Origin of the sequence: Pseudoalteromonas sp. SR41-4 (genome assembly GCF_014163985.1) — a bacterium.
GTDB lineage: Bacteria > Pseudomonadota > Gammaproteobacteria > Enterobacterales > Alteromonadaceae > Pseudoalteromonas > Pseudoalteromonas rhizosphaerae.
On record NZ_JACJEI010000004.1, the window covers coordinates 133,618 to 152,166 of the forward strand.

An 18,549-nucleotide genomic window follows, 5' to 3' on the forward strand; every position below is an offset into this window, starting at 1 on the left:
CGATATAAAAAATGCCGCATTCCTTTTTAAAAGCGTGCGGCATTTTTATATTAAATGTTATTGCTTAGCTTATCTGCTAGTAGTTCTATTGGGTGTTTTGGTTTGAATTTTTCATAGCGTTTAACTTGGCTACGACAAGAAAAACCGGTTGCTAATAATTGCTCAGGTTTATTTTTCTCTACAACACCTTGCCAACTCATTTCATATAATGCTCGAGAATTTTTTTGGTTTTGCGCTTCATGTCCATATGTACCTGCCATACCGCAACACCCTGTTGCTGTTGTATTAAGTTTTAGGCCTAAGTCAGTAAAAATTGTTTGCCATACATTCGCCGCTTTTGGTAAAGCGGTTGTTTCAGTACAATGACTTAATAACGTAAATGTTATATTGCTATCAACTTTGTTAGCTAATGATTTAAAAGATTGTGTTGCTAACCATTCATGAGCAAGTAGCACTTCAAATTCACCACGTTCATCACCTAAAATAGAATTATATTCATCCCGATAACACATTACTAATGATGCATCTAAACCTACAAGTGGTGCATTTATTTCAGATAATGAATTTAAAAATGTTGCTGCATTTTTTGCTGTGATCTTAAATTCATTTAAAAAACCTTTAACGTGTTGCGGTTTTCCATTTGGCTTAAACGGTAACAGTATTGGCTTCTTACCTAGTGCGGAAATTATTTTTATAAAACTTTCTACCAGCTCAGCTTCATAAAAACTGGTAAACGGATCTTGCACAATTAGTACATACTCACTTTGTTGCTCGGGAGATAAGCCTGAAAGTTGTGCAAAATTAAATTCGTGTGTTTTATTAATCCGTTTTGTTAAACGTGGTGAACTAAGCACGGGTGTATCAACATAGCCAACAGATTTTTTTATTAATGAGCTGACTAATTTAGTTTTTACAATTGGGTTTATTACATTTGAAAATTTGGCCATTAATGGTGCACTGGCTTCAATATTACCAACTAGATAATCTTTAAGTGGGCGGGCGTAGTAACTGTGATAATAATTTAAAAAACGTGATCTAAAAGTCGGTACATCAACTTTTATTGGGCACGCTGTGGTACATGCTTTACACGCTAAACACTCATCCATTGAGGCTTTAACTTCATGAGAAAAATCATATACGCCTTTCTTTTTATCGCGGCTATGTTGAAAACGTTCCCACCAGGTGATCACTTCACCTTTGTTAAGTTCTTTTTCAACCTCAATTAAATCAATCTCTTTTGCTTCTTGTAAACGCAGCCATTCGCGCATTAAACTTGCGCGACCTTTAGGTGAATTACGACGATCACCGGTTACTTTATATGATGGGCACATAGGAGAGTTTTCATCATAGTTAAAGCAAATACCATTACCATTGCATGTCATTGCATTATTAAAACTAGTTTTAACATCAACCGAAATTTGTCTGTCGAACCACGCACGCTTTTGACCGTCAACACTGACTAGTGAGTCCTTACTTTCAATCGGAGTACATATTTTTCCGGGATTAATCCTATTGTTAGGATCAAAAGCTGATTTTATAAGTCGTAATTGCTTAAATAAATGCTCACCAAAAAACTCAGGGCCATATTCACTTCTATACCCTTTGCCGTGCTCGCCCCACATTAAACCACCGTATTTAGCTGTGAGTTTAACAACTTCATCAGAGATCACTCGCAGTAATTTTTCTTGTTCGGGATCACACATATCAAGTGCCGGTCTAACATGTAATACACCGGCATCAACATGACCAAACATGCCATATTGTAAATTATGGCTATCGAGCAAAGCTCTAAATTCAACAATATAATCTGCAAGATTCTCAGGTGGTACGGCGGTGTCTTCAGCAAACGCCAAAGGTTTTTGTGCGCCTTTAACATTACCCAACAAGCCAACTGATTTTTTACGCATGGCATAAATTTTTAAAATATCAGTCTTACTGCTGGTAAGTTGATAACCAATTACGCCGTTTTTTTGTTGTGCAACGCAATCATCGAGTAATGCACATAGCGACTCAACTTTGTCTTTTATGTCATCAGGCGATACAGCATTAAACTCAACCATGTTAAGCCCTTGCATATCTTTATTTGGCACATCGGTTATTAAGTCCGATACTGAATGCCAAATTATATCTTCACGTGCAAGATTTAAAACTTTGCTGTCAACGGTTTCAACTGAGGTAGCACGGGCATCGACCAAAAATGGTGAATGCCGCAGTGCCGAATCAAAGCTATCATACTTGATGTTGATTAAGGTTTTGAATTCAGCAATAGGTGTGATGTTTAATTTAGCCTCAGTAACAATACCAAGCGAACCTTCTGAGCCAGTTATTAGCCTACTCATATCAAAGGTTTGTAAGTCATCACTTAGCACATGTTCTAAGTCATATCCGGTTAAAAAGCGATTTAAACGTGGAAACTTGGCTAAAATTGCATCCCGCTCAGACAAACAAATATCAAGCACTGTTGCGTACAGTTTACCGATTGTAGTGTTTTGTTCGGCAATTAGTTTGGCTTTGTCAATGTCTATTGGTGTCGTTGACATTTGTGTGCCATCGACTAAATAAGTGGTAAGTCCTAAAACATGAGCGCTAGTTTTACCATACACCAGTGAGCCTTGTCCTGATGCATCGGTATTAACCATTCCGCCGATTGTTGCGCGATTACTCGTTGATAAATCAGGTGCAAAGAAAAATCCATAAGGGCGTAAAAAATCATTTAGTTGATCTTTAATCACGCCCGTTTGCACTCTAACCCAACCTTCTTCAGGATTAATTTCGAGGATTTCTCGCATATAACGTGATAAATCGACTACGATCCCGGGAGTTAATGATTGACCGTTGGTGCCTGTACCACCGCCGCGAGGTCCAAAAGTCAGCGATAGATAAGGGTCTTGTGCAGCAGTTTGCAGAGCAATTTGAATATCTTTTTCAGTTTTAGGAAAAATAACACTTTGCGGTAACTGCTGGTAAATACTGTTATCAGTTGATGCAGTTATACGAGTGGCATAACTTGCATCAGTGTCGCCAGTAAACCCTTGTTTAATTATAGTTTTTAAGTAACTTGCGACTAAATCGGTCGCGGCATCTTGTTGGCTAATAGTTGCTATCATGACGGTAGTAAATTAAGGCATTTGTTCGATTATATCATGCTAAAGAGCAATAGAAATTGAAGATTTTACAGTTTGTAACACTCTTTTTATCGTAAAAAGACTGTGATTACTTATACTCATAGTAGATGCTTAATTGCGAGGGAATTGAAATGAAAAAATGTGTATTAGTTTTAGTCGGCAGTTTATTTATGTTGCTGGGATTATTTTTTGCTATTGTACCAGGCCCTTCTTTGATCTTTTTTATTGCAGGGCTTATGTGTTTCTCTTTTTATTACCCTAAAGCACGCCATTATTTAGCAATTTGCCAAAAAGCGCTGACAAAATCTTGCGCGTTCTTAGATAAGAAGTTAGCCCGATAAAAGTTATAAATAGGCTATAACATATTGAGTAAACAAAAATGCCAGCAATAACGCTGGCATTTTTTATACTTTAACGATTATTTTGCTAATTTTTTAGCAAGGTATAACCAAGTTTCAAGTACTGTATCTGGGTTTAGTGAAACAGAATCAATTCCCTGCTCTACTAACCACGCAGCAAAGTCTTCATGATCTGATGGACCTTGACCACAAATACCAACATACTTTCCTTTTGCTTTGGCAGTTTGAATTGCCATAGAAAGTAGTTTTTTGATTGCAGGGTTACGCTCATCAAATAAATGGGCAATTAATCCTGAGTCACGGTCTAAACCAAGCGTAAGTTGCGTTAAATCGTTTGAACCGATTGAAAAGCCATCAAAATGTTCTAAAAATTCATCAGCAAGTAATGCATTTGATGGAAGTTCACACATCATGATTACTTTTAAGCCATTTTCGCCACGTTTAAGACCATGTTCTTCAAGTAATTCAATAACACGTTTACCTTCTTCAAGGGTACGTACGAATGGGATCATGATTTCAATGTTGGCCATATCCATGTCGTTACGAACACGTTTGATTGCTTCACACTCTAGTGCGAAACAGTCACGGAAATCTTCCGAAATATAACGTGCTGCGCCACGGAAACCAATCATTGGGTTTTCTTCTTCAGGCTCGTATTGTTGTCCGCCAACTAAGTTAGCATATTCATTTGATTTAAAATCAGACATACGAACAATTACACGCTCTGGTGCAAATGCACAGCCTAAGGTCGAAATACCTTCAACTAATTTAGCAATATAGAATTCAACCGGTGATTCATAACCTGCAATCATCTGTGTGATTTCAGCTTTTAACTCATCTGTTTGAGCATCAAAATTTAGCAATGCTTTAGGATGCACACCAATCATACGGTTGATAATAAATTCAACGCGCGCAAGACCAACACCTGAGTGTGGTAAGCGTGCAAAATCAAATGCACGATCTGGGTTACCAACGTTCATCATGATTTTCATTGGTAGTTCAGGCATTTTATCGACACGTGAAGTGAGGATTTCAAAATCTAAAATACCTTCATAAATAAAGCCAGTGTCGCCTTCAGCACATGATACGGTTACTTCTTGGCCTGCTTTAATTAGGTCAGTTGCATTACCACAGCCTACAACTGCTGGAATACCTAACTCACGGGCAATAATTGCCGCGTGACATGTACGACCACCACGATTAGTTACAATCGCTGCAGCACGTTTCATGATAGGTTCCCAATCTGGATCAGTCATGTCGGTTACTAAAATGTCACCTTGTTGAACTTGATCCATTTCTTTAATCGAATCAAGTACACGAACAACACCTGAGCCAATTTTATGACCGATGGCACGTCCTTCAACGACAACAGCACTGCTGCCATTTAGTTGAAAACGCTCCATAACATTCGTATCTTCGTTTGAACGAACTGTTTCAGGGCGAGCTTGTACAATGTATAGCTTGCCGTCATTACCGTCTTTTGCCCACTCGATATCCATCGCGCGGCCATAATGTTTTTCGATGATCACAGCTTGCTTTGCAAGCTCTTGAACTTCGGCATCGGTAATTGAGAATTTATTTGAAAGGGCTGCATCTACATCTACGATTTCTACTTGTTTACCATGCGCTTGATCGGCAGAGTAAATCATTTGAATCGCTTTTGAGCCAATATTACGGCGCACTACAGATGGCTTACCTTTAGCAAGTGTTGGTTTATGAACATAAAATTCATCAGGGTTTACTGCGCCCTGTACAACCATTTCACCTAGACCATAACTTGAGGTGATAAACACGACATCTTCGAAACCTGATTCAGTATCAATACTGAACATAACGCCAGACGATGACTTATCAGAACGTACCATGCGTTGAATACCCGCAGATAATGCTACGCCGCGATGATCATAACCCTGGTGAACACGGTATGAAATGGCACGGTCATTGAAAAGCGATGCGAACACATGCTTGATGGCGACCATTACTGAGTCGATACCACGTACATTTAGGAAGGTTTCTTGTTGACCTGCGAATGATGCATCAGGCATATCTTCAGCTGTTGCTGATGAACGTACTGCGAATGAAACATCGTCTGCTGCATTGCCGTGGAGTTGGCTGTATGCGTCGCGAATGGCTTGGTCTAAATTAGGTTGGAATGGGGTGTCGATAATCCACTGACGAATATCAGCGCCGACTTTTGCTAGTGTATTTACATCTTCCACGTCCAGTGTGTCTAAAATGTCGTGGATCTTTGCATTTAGTCCTGATTGCTCAAGAAACTCATTAAATGCGTCTGCGGTAGTAGCAAAACCACCTGGGACTTGTACACCAGCGTTTGCTAGGTTAGAAATCATTTCGCCGAGTGAGGCATTTTTGCCGCCAACACGAGGAACATCTTGCATACCAAGCTCTTGATACCAGAGAACGTATTCTTGCACGGATCTTTCTCCAAAAAAACAAATTGTAGTAATAACTGTGAGAGTTAAGAAAGAAAACCTTCTAAAAAGGTCACCTTCATTCTACACTGGCAATAGACCTTACGTAAACCGTAGGGTGGCTATTTTAACTATTAAACGTAATAAAAAGGTTAATATGAGAACTGCATTTTATATTTCTGACGGTACAGCTATCACTTCTGAAGTATTTGGCCACGCCACTTTGTCATTATTTCCCGTTGAATTTAATCATAAAACTATCCCTTTTGTTGAAACTGAAAAAAAAGCGAACGAAATAAAAGCATTGATCAATGCAACGGCACAACGCGAAGGCGAAAAGCCATTGGTTTTTTTTACTTTTGTTAATCACAATTTAAGTGAAATTATTCGCTCATCGACCGCCGTTACTTATGATTTCTTAACTACATTTAGTGAGAAAATTGAGCAAGAACTAAAAGTAGCGCCTGTGCCTAAAATTCATCGTACTCATTCAATGCATGAAAAAAGTTATGACTTTAGAATTGATGCCGTGAACTATGCGCTTACTAATGATGACGGCGCTAATATTAGTAACTATGCTGAAGCCGATATAATTTTGGTCGGCGTAAGCCGCAGTGGTAAAACGCCAACTAGTTTATATTTAGCGCTACAGTATGGTATTAAAGCAGCTAATTACCCTATCACTGAAGAAGATTTAGATTCGGGTAACTTACCACAGTGCTTAGTAGCCTATAAGCATAAGCTGTTTGGTTTAACGATTGATCCAGTCAGGTTGGCTGATATTCGCCAACGCCGTATGGCTAATTCAAAATACGCATCACTTAAGCAATGTCGAATCGAAGTACGCGAAGTTGAAATGCTGTATAAAAAACATAAGCTGGCGTATTTAAATTCGACCCATCACTCTGTAGAAGAAATTTCTGCTAAGATCATTTCTGATACTAACCTTGAGCGACGTAAGTACTAACTTCAATATAGCTAATTATAGTTCCACAAGGTATAAAAATAATATCGGACATTAAAAAAGCCGCATCTGCGGCTTTTGATTTTTTGGACTAACTCTACTTACGTGCGTCTTTTAATAAATCTGCAACTAAGAAGCCAAGTTCTAATACCTGATCAGCATTTAAACGTGGGTCACACTGTGTGCGATAACGCTGTGCTAGATCGTCATCAGATAATCCGTAAGCACCACCAGTACACTCTGTAACATGTTGGCCAGTCATTTCTAAATGAACACCACCTGCATACGAGCCCTCAGCTTTATGAACTGCGAAGAACTGGCTGATCTCACGCAAAATATTGTCAAAGCTTCGGGTTTTATACCCTGATGTCGCTTTTTCAGTATTTCCGTGCATTGGATCAGAACTCCAAATTACTTTACGGCCTTCTTGTTGAACGCGACGTACTAAGGCCGGCAACTTTTCAGGAAGTACATCAGCACCCATACGTGTAATTAATGTTAAGCGCCCAGGGATGTTATCTGGATTAAGCGCATCAATTAAACGAATTAAGTCGTCAGGATCCATTCCTGGGCCAACTTTTACCCCAATTGGATTTTTAATACCTTTAAAGAATTCGATATGTGCATGATCAAGTTGGCGAGTACGTTCACCAATCCAAACAAAATGTGCTGAGCAGTCATACCAATCGCCAGATAGATGATCACGGCGAGTAAGCGCTTCTTCATACCCCAGTAATAACGCTTCATGAGAGGTGTATAAATCAGTCTCTTTAAGGCTTGGTGCAATTGTTGAGTTAATACCGCACACTTCCATAAACTCAAGCGCATCTTGAATCTTATCCGCAAGTTGTTGGTATTTTTCTTTAAGTGGGTTTGCGGCAACAAAACCCATGTTCCAGCGATTTACCTGATGTAAATCTGCAAGTCCACCTTGTGCAAATGCGCGTAATAAATTTAATGTTGCTGCACTGTGATGATAAGCCGTCATTAAGCGTTGTGGATCGGGAATACGCGCTTGTTCAGTAAACTCAAAATTATTTACGATATCACCACGGTATGAAGGTAAAGATACCCCATCAATGGTTTCTAAATCTGCTGAGCGTGGTTTAGCATATTGCCCTGCCATGCGCGCAATCTTAACTACAGGGCATTTACCGCCATAAGTTAGTACGACTGCCATCTGTAATATTGTTTTAAATGTGTCACGAATATTAGCGGCATTAAAGTCACTAAATGATTCAGCACAATCACCACCTTGAAGTAAGAAGGCACGGCCTTCACAAACGTCTTCTAGTTGTTTAAATAAACTACGGGTCTCTTCTGCGAAGACCAGTGGCGGTGCACTCTTTAATTGGCCTTCAACAGTTTTCAGTGCTTCTTGATCTGGATACTGTGGCTGCTGAAGTATTGGGAGCTCTCTCCAGCTATTTGGGTTCCACGACTGCATATTAATTTCCTCATTCCTACATTTACCTGATAGATGAAAATTAACGTATGCAGTGCCCCTGTTCAAGGACTATATTCGCTAATTATCAATTATTTAGTTATGAGATAAATATTATTGATGATTTGCACTGTTCTGCCACCTTTTTATTTTTTAAAATATGCACAGGGTATTGTTTAACTTATTAATATAAAACATAAAATTAAATAATACAGCGAGACCGTAGTAAATTAATCAAGTGCCTACTCTACAACTAAAAATAAGAACACATCATACTTATATTGCAATCCTACGTAACCTTAACTTTACAGTTAAAATTAGATTATTTTTTATATCAAATGGCTGAAGTTTAAAATATGTGCTAAGGGTGCTGAGTAATACAGAGGTATAGCTAAATTAAATGAAATTCAGTTTGCCTGATGCCGCTTGTTACTAGCTTGTTTGATTCATGTTGGCACGTATCTCAAACTACTGATAGTTGTCAATTCAAGCCTAAATGATACTGCAATTTAATTAAGCAATAGTATGTAATTGTAAAATTCGAGCGCTGATTTTGACTCCAACACCTATACATCTTATTGGTCTACTTATCAGCGTTCATACAACATTTTTATAATGTCTGATTTGAACTAGATAGATTTAGCAGCTTGTTATCACTGTAGTTCAGCTCTTTAACTATATCGACGTTTGCTTAAGCTTAATGTTATAAAGTCTTTATGCGCTGTTTATCTTTGTGCTTACAGCCATCAACTTACTCACTGTAACTGCACGACTGATAATTTGTAAGCTGTTTCAAATTAGATAATCCCCTGAAGTAAAATTGAAATAGTCTGCCTAAGAGTAATTTATAGAATTAGTCACATCAATAAACTCCCGTAAATTATTGCATTGATATACCAGTATCCATTGGCAACTGAAAACTACAATAGAGTTAGTCCTCCCCCTTTAATTACACAGCTTTTACTTAAATCGCATCGGAGATTATACAATTGCAGCAACATGATGTACTTAATCATCAGCTCAAAGGCAATATTTAAACATACTTATTTAGAGATGATCGAACTTTTAAGTTAGAAAACTAGCAACCTGTTCGTTATAAGATCTTTACCAAGGAACAAAGAACACATCATACTTTCATTGATTTATAATATATATTTTGCATCGAGTAAAATTAAACAATAAATAAACAATAAATAAACAAGTGGTTGTGCGCTGCTTTGTTTTTAGTTTAACTGCGGCTATGGTAGACTATTATCATCTATATTGTATGATGTGTTCTTATGGTAACTAAAGTACAAATTCGCAGTCAGTTCGATTTACTTAGTGATTTAACTAATCACTTTATTGATGATTTAATGCAATGCGATTATTCAAAGGCTGATTATTATCAATTGCCTGATATTGATAGTAACGATGAAAAGATAGTCCCTCAATCGATCAATGTTACGAAAATTACAGGTGCTACGGGCCAAAAGTTGATTTTAAATTCATTTAACGATATCTATAAAAAATCAGGCTTAAGTAGTCGTGTTTTAAAACGTCACCCTGGGTTACTGGTAATAAAAAATGCGGATCAAAAACAACTTGTTGCTCGAATTCAACAATTAAATAAAGCTAAAGCTGCATTTAAAGAATGTATTCTAGCCATTGATAATAATGATGCTCGCTTTGAAGCGGTTCATAATGCGATACCAAATTTAATAACACTCGCCGCGTACCGTAAAATTCATTTTGAAGTAAACTCCCCTTTTTCAGTTCGTTTTACCTGGATGCACAAACACGCGACTAAAACACTGACAAAAAAGATGGCACTAGCCATGCTCGAAAAATCAGCCGGTTATTCCAATCCTAGAATGATAGATCAACTCAGTTGGCAAACACTCGTTGCTCAAGAACAATTACGTGTCGCTAGTTTAGGAGATAAAGATAAGTTACGAATAAGACGCCCCACCCGCGTTAGCCCACAAGTAAATGTGAGATACACCGCGCAAAATCGTTATCATGTTAGTGCCGCACTACCTTTTATTTTGATAAACCCTGAACCGGATGTAAAACTAGGTACGTTATCAGATTATCAAAAACCACAAAGCCATCCGCGTAAACGAGAGTATGATTTTCTTGTTGATAGATTATATTTGGAACAAGTTGATAAATAATTATGTTAAAAAGGCCGCTATATAGCGGCCTTAGTCAGAATAAGCTTAAGCGGTAAGTTAATCTTTAACTATTTCTTCAATTTTATCTTCGTCGATTAAAACTGCATTTTCAACTATGCGTTTACCACCTTGAATTTCAATACGTTTGTTATGCTTATTCAAAGTAAGTATTTCATCACAAAACTGATCTGAAGGATGCATCTCGTATGTATAATCGACAATGTTGCCAGTTTTATCATCTTTAACATTAGTAATGCTATATTCTGAAATAGCACCTTTTTCGATAAGATCTTTCATCGTAGTGGTCATATCACGACGCAATGCTTTTAATTTATTTTCAGTGATATCGTCAGTTGAATAGATTGAGCCATATTTTTCCATGATAGATAACAATCTAAAATGATATGTTTTTCCTGGTGCCGCATAGCGCCAAAGATGATAAAGACGCAACATCATCCAGCGAGATAATCCGCGCTTTAATTCTTGCGCGCTATTGAAATAGTAACCTTTGTATTCAAGGTTATCGATCATGTTATGGACAAACGCATTCAAGCACGCAACACATTTAACATTACCGCCCTGCCCTTTTTTACCACTAAAGTGCAAAGAAGAAAGAAAGTTCATATTTGATTCGTAAAATGAATCATCGATATTGGTATTTTTAGTATCTGTCGCTGAATACTTAAACGATAGCTTAGAACCTTGCAGTGCTTCTAATGCTTCTTTGATTTGTGGGTAAGGCATTGATTGCCCAACAGCTTTAAGTTCTTGCGCTAATTCGTTCATCGAAAAAACCACGGCATATTGAATACCGGACTTAAAATTGATTTTAACAATTTTACCTTTAGAAGCTAAACGGATTAATGCACGTTCTACTTTTTCTTCACGATCTGATGGCCAAACTAAATATTCAACATCTTCACCGTCTTTACGGGTACTTACTACCGCTGGAGTAATTTTAATTTCACCATCATACAAAATGCCATCCACTTTTTCGGATATTTTTCGAGTAATAATGGTTTTTTTAGGCGCTTCTTCGAGTGGTAATTTTTTATGGCCTGAGCGAACAAAACGTCCCCACAAATCATAATGATTAAAAGTATTCGAATAGGCCCTTAGTCCATGCGCTGCATTTTCTAATGAAACTCGCACATCTTTATTGTCTGTAAATAATGCGAGGCTTTCGTTATCTATTGCACTTTCCACCCCGTGGATCTGACCCCGTAATGTATCGGGTAAGTTATCTACCGAGATGTTGACCTTTCGGTTCATTGTTCTTATTTCCAATTTTATTGCGACAGCTAATAACAACACATTAAACAGAAAAAGTTAAATGTTTAAGTTAGTACAAAACTGATCTGGGATTAAAATATATGTTCAGATCACTATTTTACTAAGTAACCTTAATGATCTTGATTTTCAGATCAGTTTTTTACTAACACTACGGTTATAAGTCTAAATTTTACTAACTCACGCATATTTTTGTCCGTGTATTTTTGTTTTTTAACCAAAAATACACGACATAAATCTAATTTTTACTAATGCCTGTGGATAATCATCGAATCAGTTAGCATAGATCTGATCTATACCTACTACAGATCAGATCTATACTAATTGAACAGCCTATTTATCCCGATCGTAAGTGGATAAGTTCTTAATTATCTTAGTAAAAAACTGATCTCAACAGAGGTTTTTGTGCGTAAACCTGTGTTCAAACTGTGCATAACTTAAGTCTCAGATTCAGAGTTAGTAAAATTACGATCTGTCAGTTACTAAAGATCTGATCTTAACCAAGTATAAACCTGATCCACTTTTTTTACTATTATTTATATATATCAAAAACTTAGATGTGTATTTTATGCCCTTAACCTTTACTACCTTATATATTTAACCACCTTTAAACTTCTTTATTTATACTAAGCAATTTTAAAATTACAAATTAATTCTAAATGTCTTGTTATTAAAAGCCATGTCGTCATAAATAGTTGTTTACAGTCAATTGAATGGACATTATACTTAATACCTAACTTTGAGGAATAAAGTATGTCAATTCATAATAATGCGCTATCCACCTATCGGCTTTTAAAAGCAACTGCAGAAGTCGCAGAAAAATCATTAGCAGGACGTATTCAGCATTATCGTGCCCACTTAAAATCTGAAGAAAAAGAGCTTCGAACTTACACTCAAAAAGCAGCAGCAGATCTGTTAGGCTGTAACAATCGTACCTTAAAACGCCGCCATGACAATGGTGATTTTGATGAGCTAAACATCAAACGCGGTGCAAACGGCCATTACGCTTACACTTTGGTAAATATATTTGCTATGGCAGATATAATGGATATTCAGCCAGATCACCGCAATGTTGACGATAAATTACAAGTTATTGTTATCAACTCTCTAAAAGGCGGCTGTGGTAAAACAACCAGTATGGTAAATATTGCTGCAGCCCTAGCTACGACTAACATTAAACGTTACCGTATTGGTATTATTGATTTAGATCCGCAAGGGTCATCATCAAGTTTTTTCCCACCCAGTGAACCTGAACCGATCACGGTCGGTGATTTAATGCGAGATTGCATTGATTTAGATCCAGATGAAACTTGGCAGCAACTTGTTACAAATGCTTTTTTGCCTACGCATATCCCAAATATACGCATTTTGCCTTCTGGTATGGATGACTTTTACTTTGAACATGAAACTGCAACGTTGCTAAAAGATAGTTCAAGTTATGAAAAAACCCGTCATTACCATAAACTATTAGAAAAAGTTATTGATCCGGTCAAGGATCAATTCGATATCATTTTAATTGATACAGCTCCATCTCTTAACTTCATGTTTTATAATGCTTTAATGGCATCTACGGCAATGCTGATCCCGGTGCATCCTGAGGCCGTTGATTTCGATGCTAATAACAAATATTTAAAACGTTTAGGCGAGATCTATCATACCGTTGCATCTTTAGGTCATGAAGGCTGGGACTTTATGCAATTTTTAGTAACTAATTACGTAAAAGGCAATCATTCACAGCGTGACATCGTTAAAGATGTACGCAGTGCATTTGGTCGTCAGGTAATGAGTTACCCAATTAACCACAGCTCGGCAATTACAGCGAGCTCTTCGTCATTCAATACTATTTTTGATCAAAAAACATCTGACAGCTTAGCAAGTAGAGAATCACTGATCAGAGCTCAAGAAAATATAAAAGATGTTGTTGATGAATTAGAAATGCTGATCCGTTCAAACTGGCAATCAACACAATCTCAATTGAATGAAACTAAGTAAGGTAGTTAACAAAAAATGGCTAAAAAACGTAAAAATGACACCAGCTTAGATCCTTTTGCTACTTCAATTGGTAATAGCAATCTTGATGAATTACTAGAACAAGCAAACGCAGGCGATGTGATCAAAATGCCTGCACCAAGCGATCCTAATCGTCAGATCACACTCGTTTGCAAAGTGATCCCGCATGCTGAAATAGAAAGTACCACCAAGGTGTACGCAAAAAATCGTCGTGTTCAAGTATTACTCAATGAAAAGTCTGTCGCTGATATACTCCCTGCAATAGCCGAGGATGGTCGTAACCAACACCCCGCCCTATGTTGGGACAAAGGTGATGAAACGCTGGTATTAGCCGGCTCACGTCGTCGTATGGCATGTATAATCGGCAATGCTGACTACATGGTTCTTAGTTCGAGTGATTTTACAGATTTAGATGCTAAGATTTTAGCGGTATCGTCAGACCAATATATTGCCCCTAGCCTCTGGGAACTTGGACAAGCATATCAACAAACAAAAGATGAGTTAGTTGCACAGGGAAAAAAAGGCTCTTACCGTGAAGTAGCCGCCATTGAAGGTGTATCGCATACAGCTATTGCTGATGCAATTAAAGCCTTTGAGAAGCTTCCTGCTGCTGTACTTGCCCTTTATCCAACAGCGAATCATGTTGGCCGTGAAGTAGCTAAAAAACTGATTGCAGCAAAAGAACGTGATGAGCATAGTTTTAATCAGCAAGTAAATCATCTGACACACGATAATAGCTTAGAAGAGATAATTGGTGATGATAAGCGTGCAATGGCGATCACTAAATTGCTTACCGCTGAGCCACAGTCAACTCAACGGCGAGAAGCACTACTAGAAAATAATTACATTAGCTTGCAACGTAATTTAAAAAGTGGTGATTTATCAATCAAAATTGATAATAAAGTGATGACTGACAAGCGCTTAGAACAGCTAACTAAGTTATTAAATGCATTTAACTAGTTAATAAAAATCTGATCTGAAGGCTTTTTTTGTTAGTAAAATTCTGATCCCAAACTGTGTTTTGTTAGTAAAATAATGATCTGAAATATCAATAAACCTTACTATTGAGCTCATAGATCATTTTTTTACTAACTGATTAGCTATATTTTTCACTCTTACCGCTATTTTTTTATAACTTAGTAAAAATGTGATCTGTAAACGCGCTTAATTATTAGCAATATGTTTATAACTTGTGGGTTTATTGTTGGTTAGTTGTGTTTAACTATTAAATTCAGCTGTTTTTGTATTGAGATCATTTTTTTACTAACTTATCAGCTCCAACCAGTCTTTTTAATCATTTTAATGCTTTAGCTCGACGCCGATAAATCATATACTGGTAAAATTATTTTTATTTTTTACTGCCCTGAGCAATATGTCTGCTAACTTATCTAAGAATGACCTACTCGCTATTTTTGAAGAGATCAAGCAAGAGCAAGCGACTCAATTTCCTTTATCTGAACGATTTATTAAACAGCTGTTTAAGCCTCATGTGCTCAGTAAAGCAAAAGAGTACGTAGCAAATGGTCAAATTAATTGGTTAGAGCATAATCATGATTTCTCTGTCATTGATGCCTCGGTGTTTGGAAATCAAGGCAGTACTTTTACCCAACACATAGAGATAAAGAAGTTAGCCAATGGTTTTGCAGTTGATCGACACTGTTCATGTAATGCCAAAACTAACTGTCGCCACTTGGCTGCTGTATTGTTAAAGCTGAAGATTGATCATTCTGGTGATTACGGCCAAGACTATATAATGAATGATTGGTTTGAAGAGCTAACAACACTTAAGCAAAACCAGTCAGCACAAGCTAAAAATGTACTTTTATTTGTGCTTGATGTAGAAAACAATCGGGTTATTTTAACACCAAAAATTGCCGCTTTCTCTGCAGAACATCAGTATACCCTCGGTAGAAACCTTACTGATCAGCAGCTTAATAGTTTTGTAACACCATCCGATTTACTCGAAACTGATTTTCGTTTATACAGTTGGATCCGTTCTCAAAATGCACTTGGTAATTTAGAGCTTAGAGGGCAATGGGGATTTAACGCATTACAGCAGTTGATTGCTTCTCAGCGTTTGTTTTTTGGGCGTTCTCGTCAGTCGATTAAAGCTGATAGTGCTGAAGATCTGAGTTTTTCGTGGTCACACAAAAAAGATCTTATTCAATTAAATGTAAGTTTAACGGGTAAACAATCCTGGTTCTTACTTAAAACCACACCACCAACTTACCTTGATACAGAGTCACTACGCATAGGCCGTTTACGTACGCCACTAAGTGGTGAAGAAGTTGCTCATATCAGAGCGATCCCAGCCATTCATACTGCTAATTTTGATCGTGTCTATAAGCAATTAGCTGCAAATTTTGGTGACGGTGTGATACCTCATTACCAATCATCTGAACGTAAAAAAATAAAACGGGTAGCAGATACTTGTGCGGTTGTGGATGTTAGTAATAGCAATAACCAATTAAAGCTTACGCTTACCTTTAACTATCAAGATGGTAATTATGCTCCAAACTCAGCACCAGCAAATATTCTCAATGCATCGCTTGAAAATACCGTTATCACAGAGCTCACAAATTTAGGCTTTGAATTATGTAAAGGGGCTTTACAAAATGAGTTTGTTTTTAATAAACAATCAGTTATTCATCAGCATTGGTTTAAATACGAGGTTTTGCCTAAACTTCGTCAGCGTGGTTGGAAGGTAACAGATAAAAAACTAGTGATAAAAAAATCAATCACTAATGTCAGCTTGGATGTTAAACGTGGTAAAGGTCATCAAATTGTTAGTAAAATAATGATCTCAAACGCTAAAGCTGCCACCGTATTAGCTAACGATAATTCAGAATTTCAATCACTTAATCGTCAAAGCGAACTTTTTTATTATTATGCAAATGGTAAACAGTTTGGAGTAATAACAAAACCAGCTTTTGATACGCTTACTGATTTTAAAGATCGTTTTGAGTTTATAAAAACACGCGATGAATTACTTATACCTTTATCATTTTTAGTGCATTTAATAAAGATGAGCTGTTTTGCGGTTAACTTAGTCGACGACAGCTTAGAGTCTTATTTAGCTGAGCTAGATGCATCAGCTACTGCTACTACAGTGTTACATGGCTTGAATGCGGGCGTGCGGCTTCGCGAGTATCAACAGCAAGGCGTTCAATGGCTACAGTTCTTAAAACGCCATCAGTTAGGCGGAATCCTCGCCGACGACATGGGATTAGGCAAAACCTTACAAGTTATTGCATTTTTAGCTAACGCACGGCAACGAGAGCAAGCCGGCCCAACGCTAATTGTCTGCCCAACGAGCTTGGTAAGTAATTGGCAAAATGAAATGGCTAAATTCGCCAGTAGTATTAAAGTGACGACCCTATTTGGTAGCGCGCGGATTGAGCAATTACAACATTTAGCCCAGGCAGATTGCATTCTTACTACTTATCCATTACTCAAGCGAGATATCGCTTACTACTCGCCGTTGTATTTTGAGAATATTATTCTTGATGAAGCGCAGTATATAAAAAATGACAGTGCGCAAGTATCTCGTTTAGTTAAGCGTTTAAATGCTCAATTTAACTTATGTTTAAGTGGTACACCGATTGAAAACAATTTATTTGAATTGAAATCATTGTTAGATTTTGCAATGCCTTCCTTGCTTGGTTCACAGGCTCATTTTAAGCAGCATTTTCAGACTCCGATTGAGCGTGACGCTGATAGTGATCGTGCTAAAGAGCTTAAATCACTGATCTTGCCTTTTATTTTACGTCGAACTAAAGCTGAAGTAGCACAAGAGCTACCACCGAAAACAGAGTTGATCAAAGAGTTTGAATTCGAAGCACAGCAAAAAGATATTTATCAAAGCATTACTGATTCTCTAGAAGAGAAAATGGTCGACCTGTTTGCTTCCCAAGGCGCGCAAAAGAGCAAATTAGCCTTTTTAGAGGCGTTATTAAAGTTACGACAAATATGTTGTCACCCGCGTTTGATTGACGAACACACCTCAGCTAGAAGTGCAAAACTTGACTGGTTGAGTAGCCATTTACCAGTGATGTTAAGCGAAGGTCGTCACATTATTATTTTTAGCCAGTTTACTTCTGCATTAGATATTATTGCGCAGCAGTTAGCATCATTGGAGATCAATTTCAGCCTGCTTACAGGGCAAACGCGCCATCGCGATAAAGTGATCGAAGAATTTACCAGTGGTAAAACGTCGGTATTTTTGATCAGTTTAAAAGCTGGCGGTACAGGGCTTAATCTTACTCAGGCGGACACTGTGATCCATTTCGATCCTTGGTGGAATCCAGCAGTAGAAAAACAAGCGACAGATCGTGCTTATCGAATCGGTCAAACAAATCCTGTTTTTGTTTATAAACTGATAATGGCGAATTCAATTGAGCAAAAAGTATTTAAAATGCAACAACATAAGCAAGCGCTTGTTGATGCATTATTTACTGAAAAATCAATGAGTTTTACAAAGTTTGACGAACAACAAATGCTTTCTTTGATAAAAAGTTAGCATTATTTCAAATTAGCCTGATTTATTTTGAACTAAATTAGCGTGAGGGCGTCTACTTCTTTGCTTGTTGTTGAATTGCAGTTTACACAAGCATCATTGTTGATTTCCCCCTATTTGGTTACTAGTTTTAGTAATGATTGAGCCAGCCCATTTTGAGCTGGCTTTTTTTATGCCTGCAATTGGGAGCCGTTGCATTATTTCAATAAATTTAAATTTATTTTTGAACTAAAGTAGTTTGAGGGCGTCTACT

Annotated in this window: 10 protein-coding genes; 6 read left to right on the forward strand and 4 right to left on the reverse strand. The window is 37.4% G+C overall.

Features of this window, described 5'->3' with window-relative positions; all coding sequences use genetic code 11:
* Window positions 1-50 precede the first annotated feature (50 nt).
* Complete coding sequence (locus H5180_RS04890; RefSeq protein ID WP_182757809.1) at window positions 51-3,107, reverse strand: FAD-binding and (Fe-S)-binding domain-containing protein; 3,057 nt, start codon at window positions 3,105-3,107, stop codon at window positions 51-53.
* Between the two features lie 149 nt (window positions 3,108-3,256).
* On the opposite strand from H5180_RS04890, the gene H5180_RS04895 reads away from it, so the two are divergent.
* Window positions 3,257-3,466, forward strand: a complete 210-nt coding sequence (locus H5180_RS04895) for a PGPGW domain-containing protein (RefSeq protein ID WP_145239030.1) — start codon at window positions 3,257-3,259, stop codon at window positions 3,464-3,466.
* 77 nt (window positions 3,467-3,543) lie between these two features.
* On the opposite strand, the gene ppsA is transcribed toward H5180_RS04895, so the two are convergent.
* Window positions 3,544-5,919, reverse strand: a complete 2,376-nt coding sequence (ppsA, locus tag H5180_RS04900; RefSeq protein ID WP_149980298.1) for a phosphoenolpyruvate synthase — start codon at window positions 5,917-5,919, stop codon at window positions 3,544-3,546.
* A 154-nt stretch (window positions 5,920-6,073) separates the two neighbouring features.
* On the opposite strand from ppsA, the gene H5180_RS04905 reads away from it, so the two are divergent.
* Window positions 6,074-6,883, forward strand: coding sequence for a pyruvate, water dikinase regulatory protein (locus tag H5180_RS04905; RefSeq protein WP_149980299.1), 810 nt, complete (start codon window positions 6,074-6,076; stop codon window positions 6,881-6,883).
* Window positions 6,884-6,977: 94 nt separating this feature from the next.
* On the opposite strand, the gene H5180_RS04910 is transcribed toward H5180_RS04905, so the two are convergent.
* The gene (locus tag H5180_RS04910) at window positions 6,978-8,327 is read right to left on the reverse strand and encodes a class II 3-deoxy-7-phosphoheptulonate synthase (protein ID WP_145239021.1); all 1,350 of its coding nucleotides are present in this window, start codon (window positions 8,325-8,327) and stop codon (window positions 6,978-6,980) included.
* A gap of 1,277 nt (window positions 8,328-9,604) precedes the next feature.
* On the opposite strand from H5180_RS04910, the gene H5180_RS04915 reads away from it, so the two are divergent.
* Window positions 9,605-10,480, forward strand: coding sequence for a DNA replication terminus site-binding protein (locus H5180_RS04915; protein ID WP_145239018.1), 876 nt, complete (start codon window positions 9,605-9,607; stop codon window positions 10,478-10,480).
* A gap of 57 nt (window positions 10,481-10,537) precedes the next feature.
* On the opposite strand, the gene H5180_RS04920 is transcribed toward H5180_RS04915, so the two are convergent.
* Complete coding sequence (locus H5180_RS04920) at window positions 10,538-11,752, reverse strand: replication protein A (protein WP_145239015.1); 1,215 nt, start codon at window positions 11,750-11,752, stop codon at window positions 10,538-10,540.
* A 771-nt stretch (window positions 11,753-12,523) separates the two neighbouring features.
* On the opposite strand from H5180_RS04920, the gene H5180_RS04925 reads away from it, so the two are divergent.
* From H5180_RS04925 to H5180_RS04935, 3 genes are all read left to right on the forward strand, one after another.
* Window positions 12,524-13,762, forward strand: a complete 1,239-nt coding sequence (locus H5180_RS04925; RefSeq protein WP_145239012.1) for an AAA family ATPase — start codon at window positions 12,524-12,526, stop codon at window positions 13,760-13,762.
* A 15-nt stretch (window positions 13,763-13,777) separates the two neighbouring features.
* A complete protein-coding gene (locus H5180_RS04930; RefSeq protein ID WP_182757810.1) occupies window positions 13,778-14,740 on the forward strand; it encodes a transcriptional regulator in 963 nt (320 codons plus the stop codon).
* A 412-nt stretch (window positions 14,741-15,152) separates the two neighbouring features.
* On the forward strand, window positions 15,153-18,299 hold the full coding sequence (locus H5180_RS04935; protein WP_182757811.1) for a DEAD/DEAH box helicase: 3,147 nt from the start codon (window positions 15,153-15,155) through the stop codon (window positions 18,297-18,299).
* Window positions 18,300-18,549: the final 250 nt, after the last annotated feature.

Bases quoted from the DNA above. Each gene is read 5' to 3' on its own strand.
- H5180_RS04890 (WP_182757809.1), bottom strand. From the start codon at position 3,107: ATGATAGCAACTATTAGCCAACAAGATGCCGCGACCGATTTAGTCGCA.
- H5180_RS04895 (WP_145239030.1), top strand. From the start codon at position 3,257: ATGAAAAAATGTGTATTAGTTTTAGTCGGCAGTTTATTTATGTTGCTG.
- H5180_RS04905 (WP_149980299.1), top strand. From the start codon at position 6,074: ATGAGAACTGCATTTTATATTTCTGACGGTACAGCTATCACTTCTGAA.
- H5180_RS04910 (WP_145239021.1), bottom strand. From the start codon at position 8,327: ATGCAGTCGTGGAACCCAAATAGCTGGAGAGAGCTCCCAATACTTCAG.
- H5180_RS04915 (WP_145239018.1), top strand. From the start codon at position 9,605: ATGGTAACTAAAGTACAAATTCGCAGTCAGTTCGATTTACTTAGTGAT.
- H5180_RS04920 (WP_145239015.1), bottom strand. From the start codon at position 11,752: ATGAACCGAAAGGTCAACATCTCGGTAGATAACTTACCCGATACATTA.
- H5180_RS04925 (WP_145239012.1), top strand. From the start codon at position 12,524: ATGTCAATTCATAATAATGCGCTATCCACCTATCGGCTTTTAAAAGCA.
- H5180_RS04930 (WP_182757810.1), top strand. From the start codon at position 13,778: ATGGCTAAAAAACGTAAAAATGACACCAGCTTAGATCCTTTTGCTACT.
- H5180_RS04935 (WP_182757811.1), top strand. From the start codon at position 15,153: ATGTCTGCTAACTTATCTAAGAATGACCTACTCGCTATTTTTGAAGAG.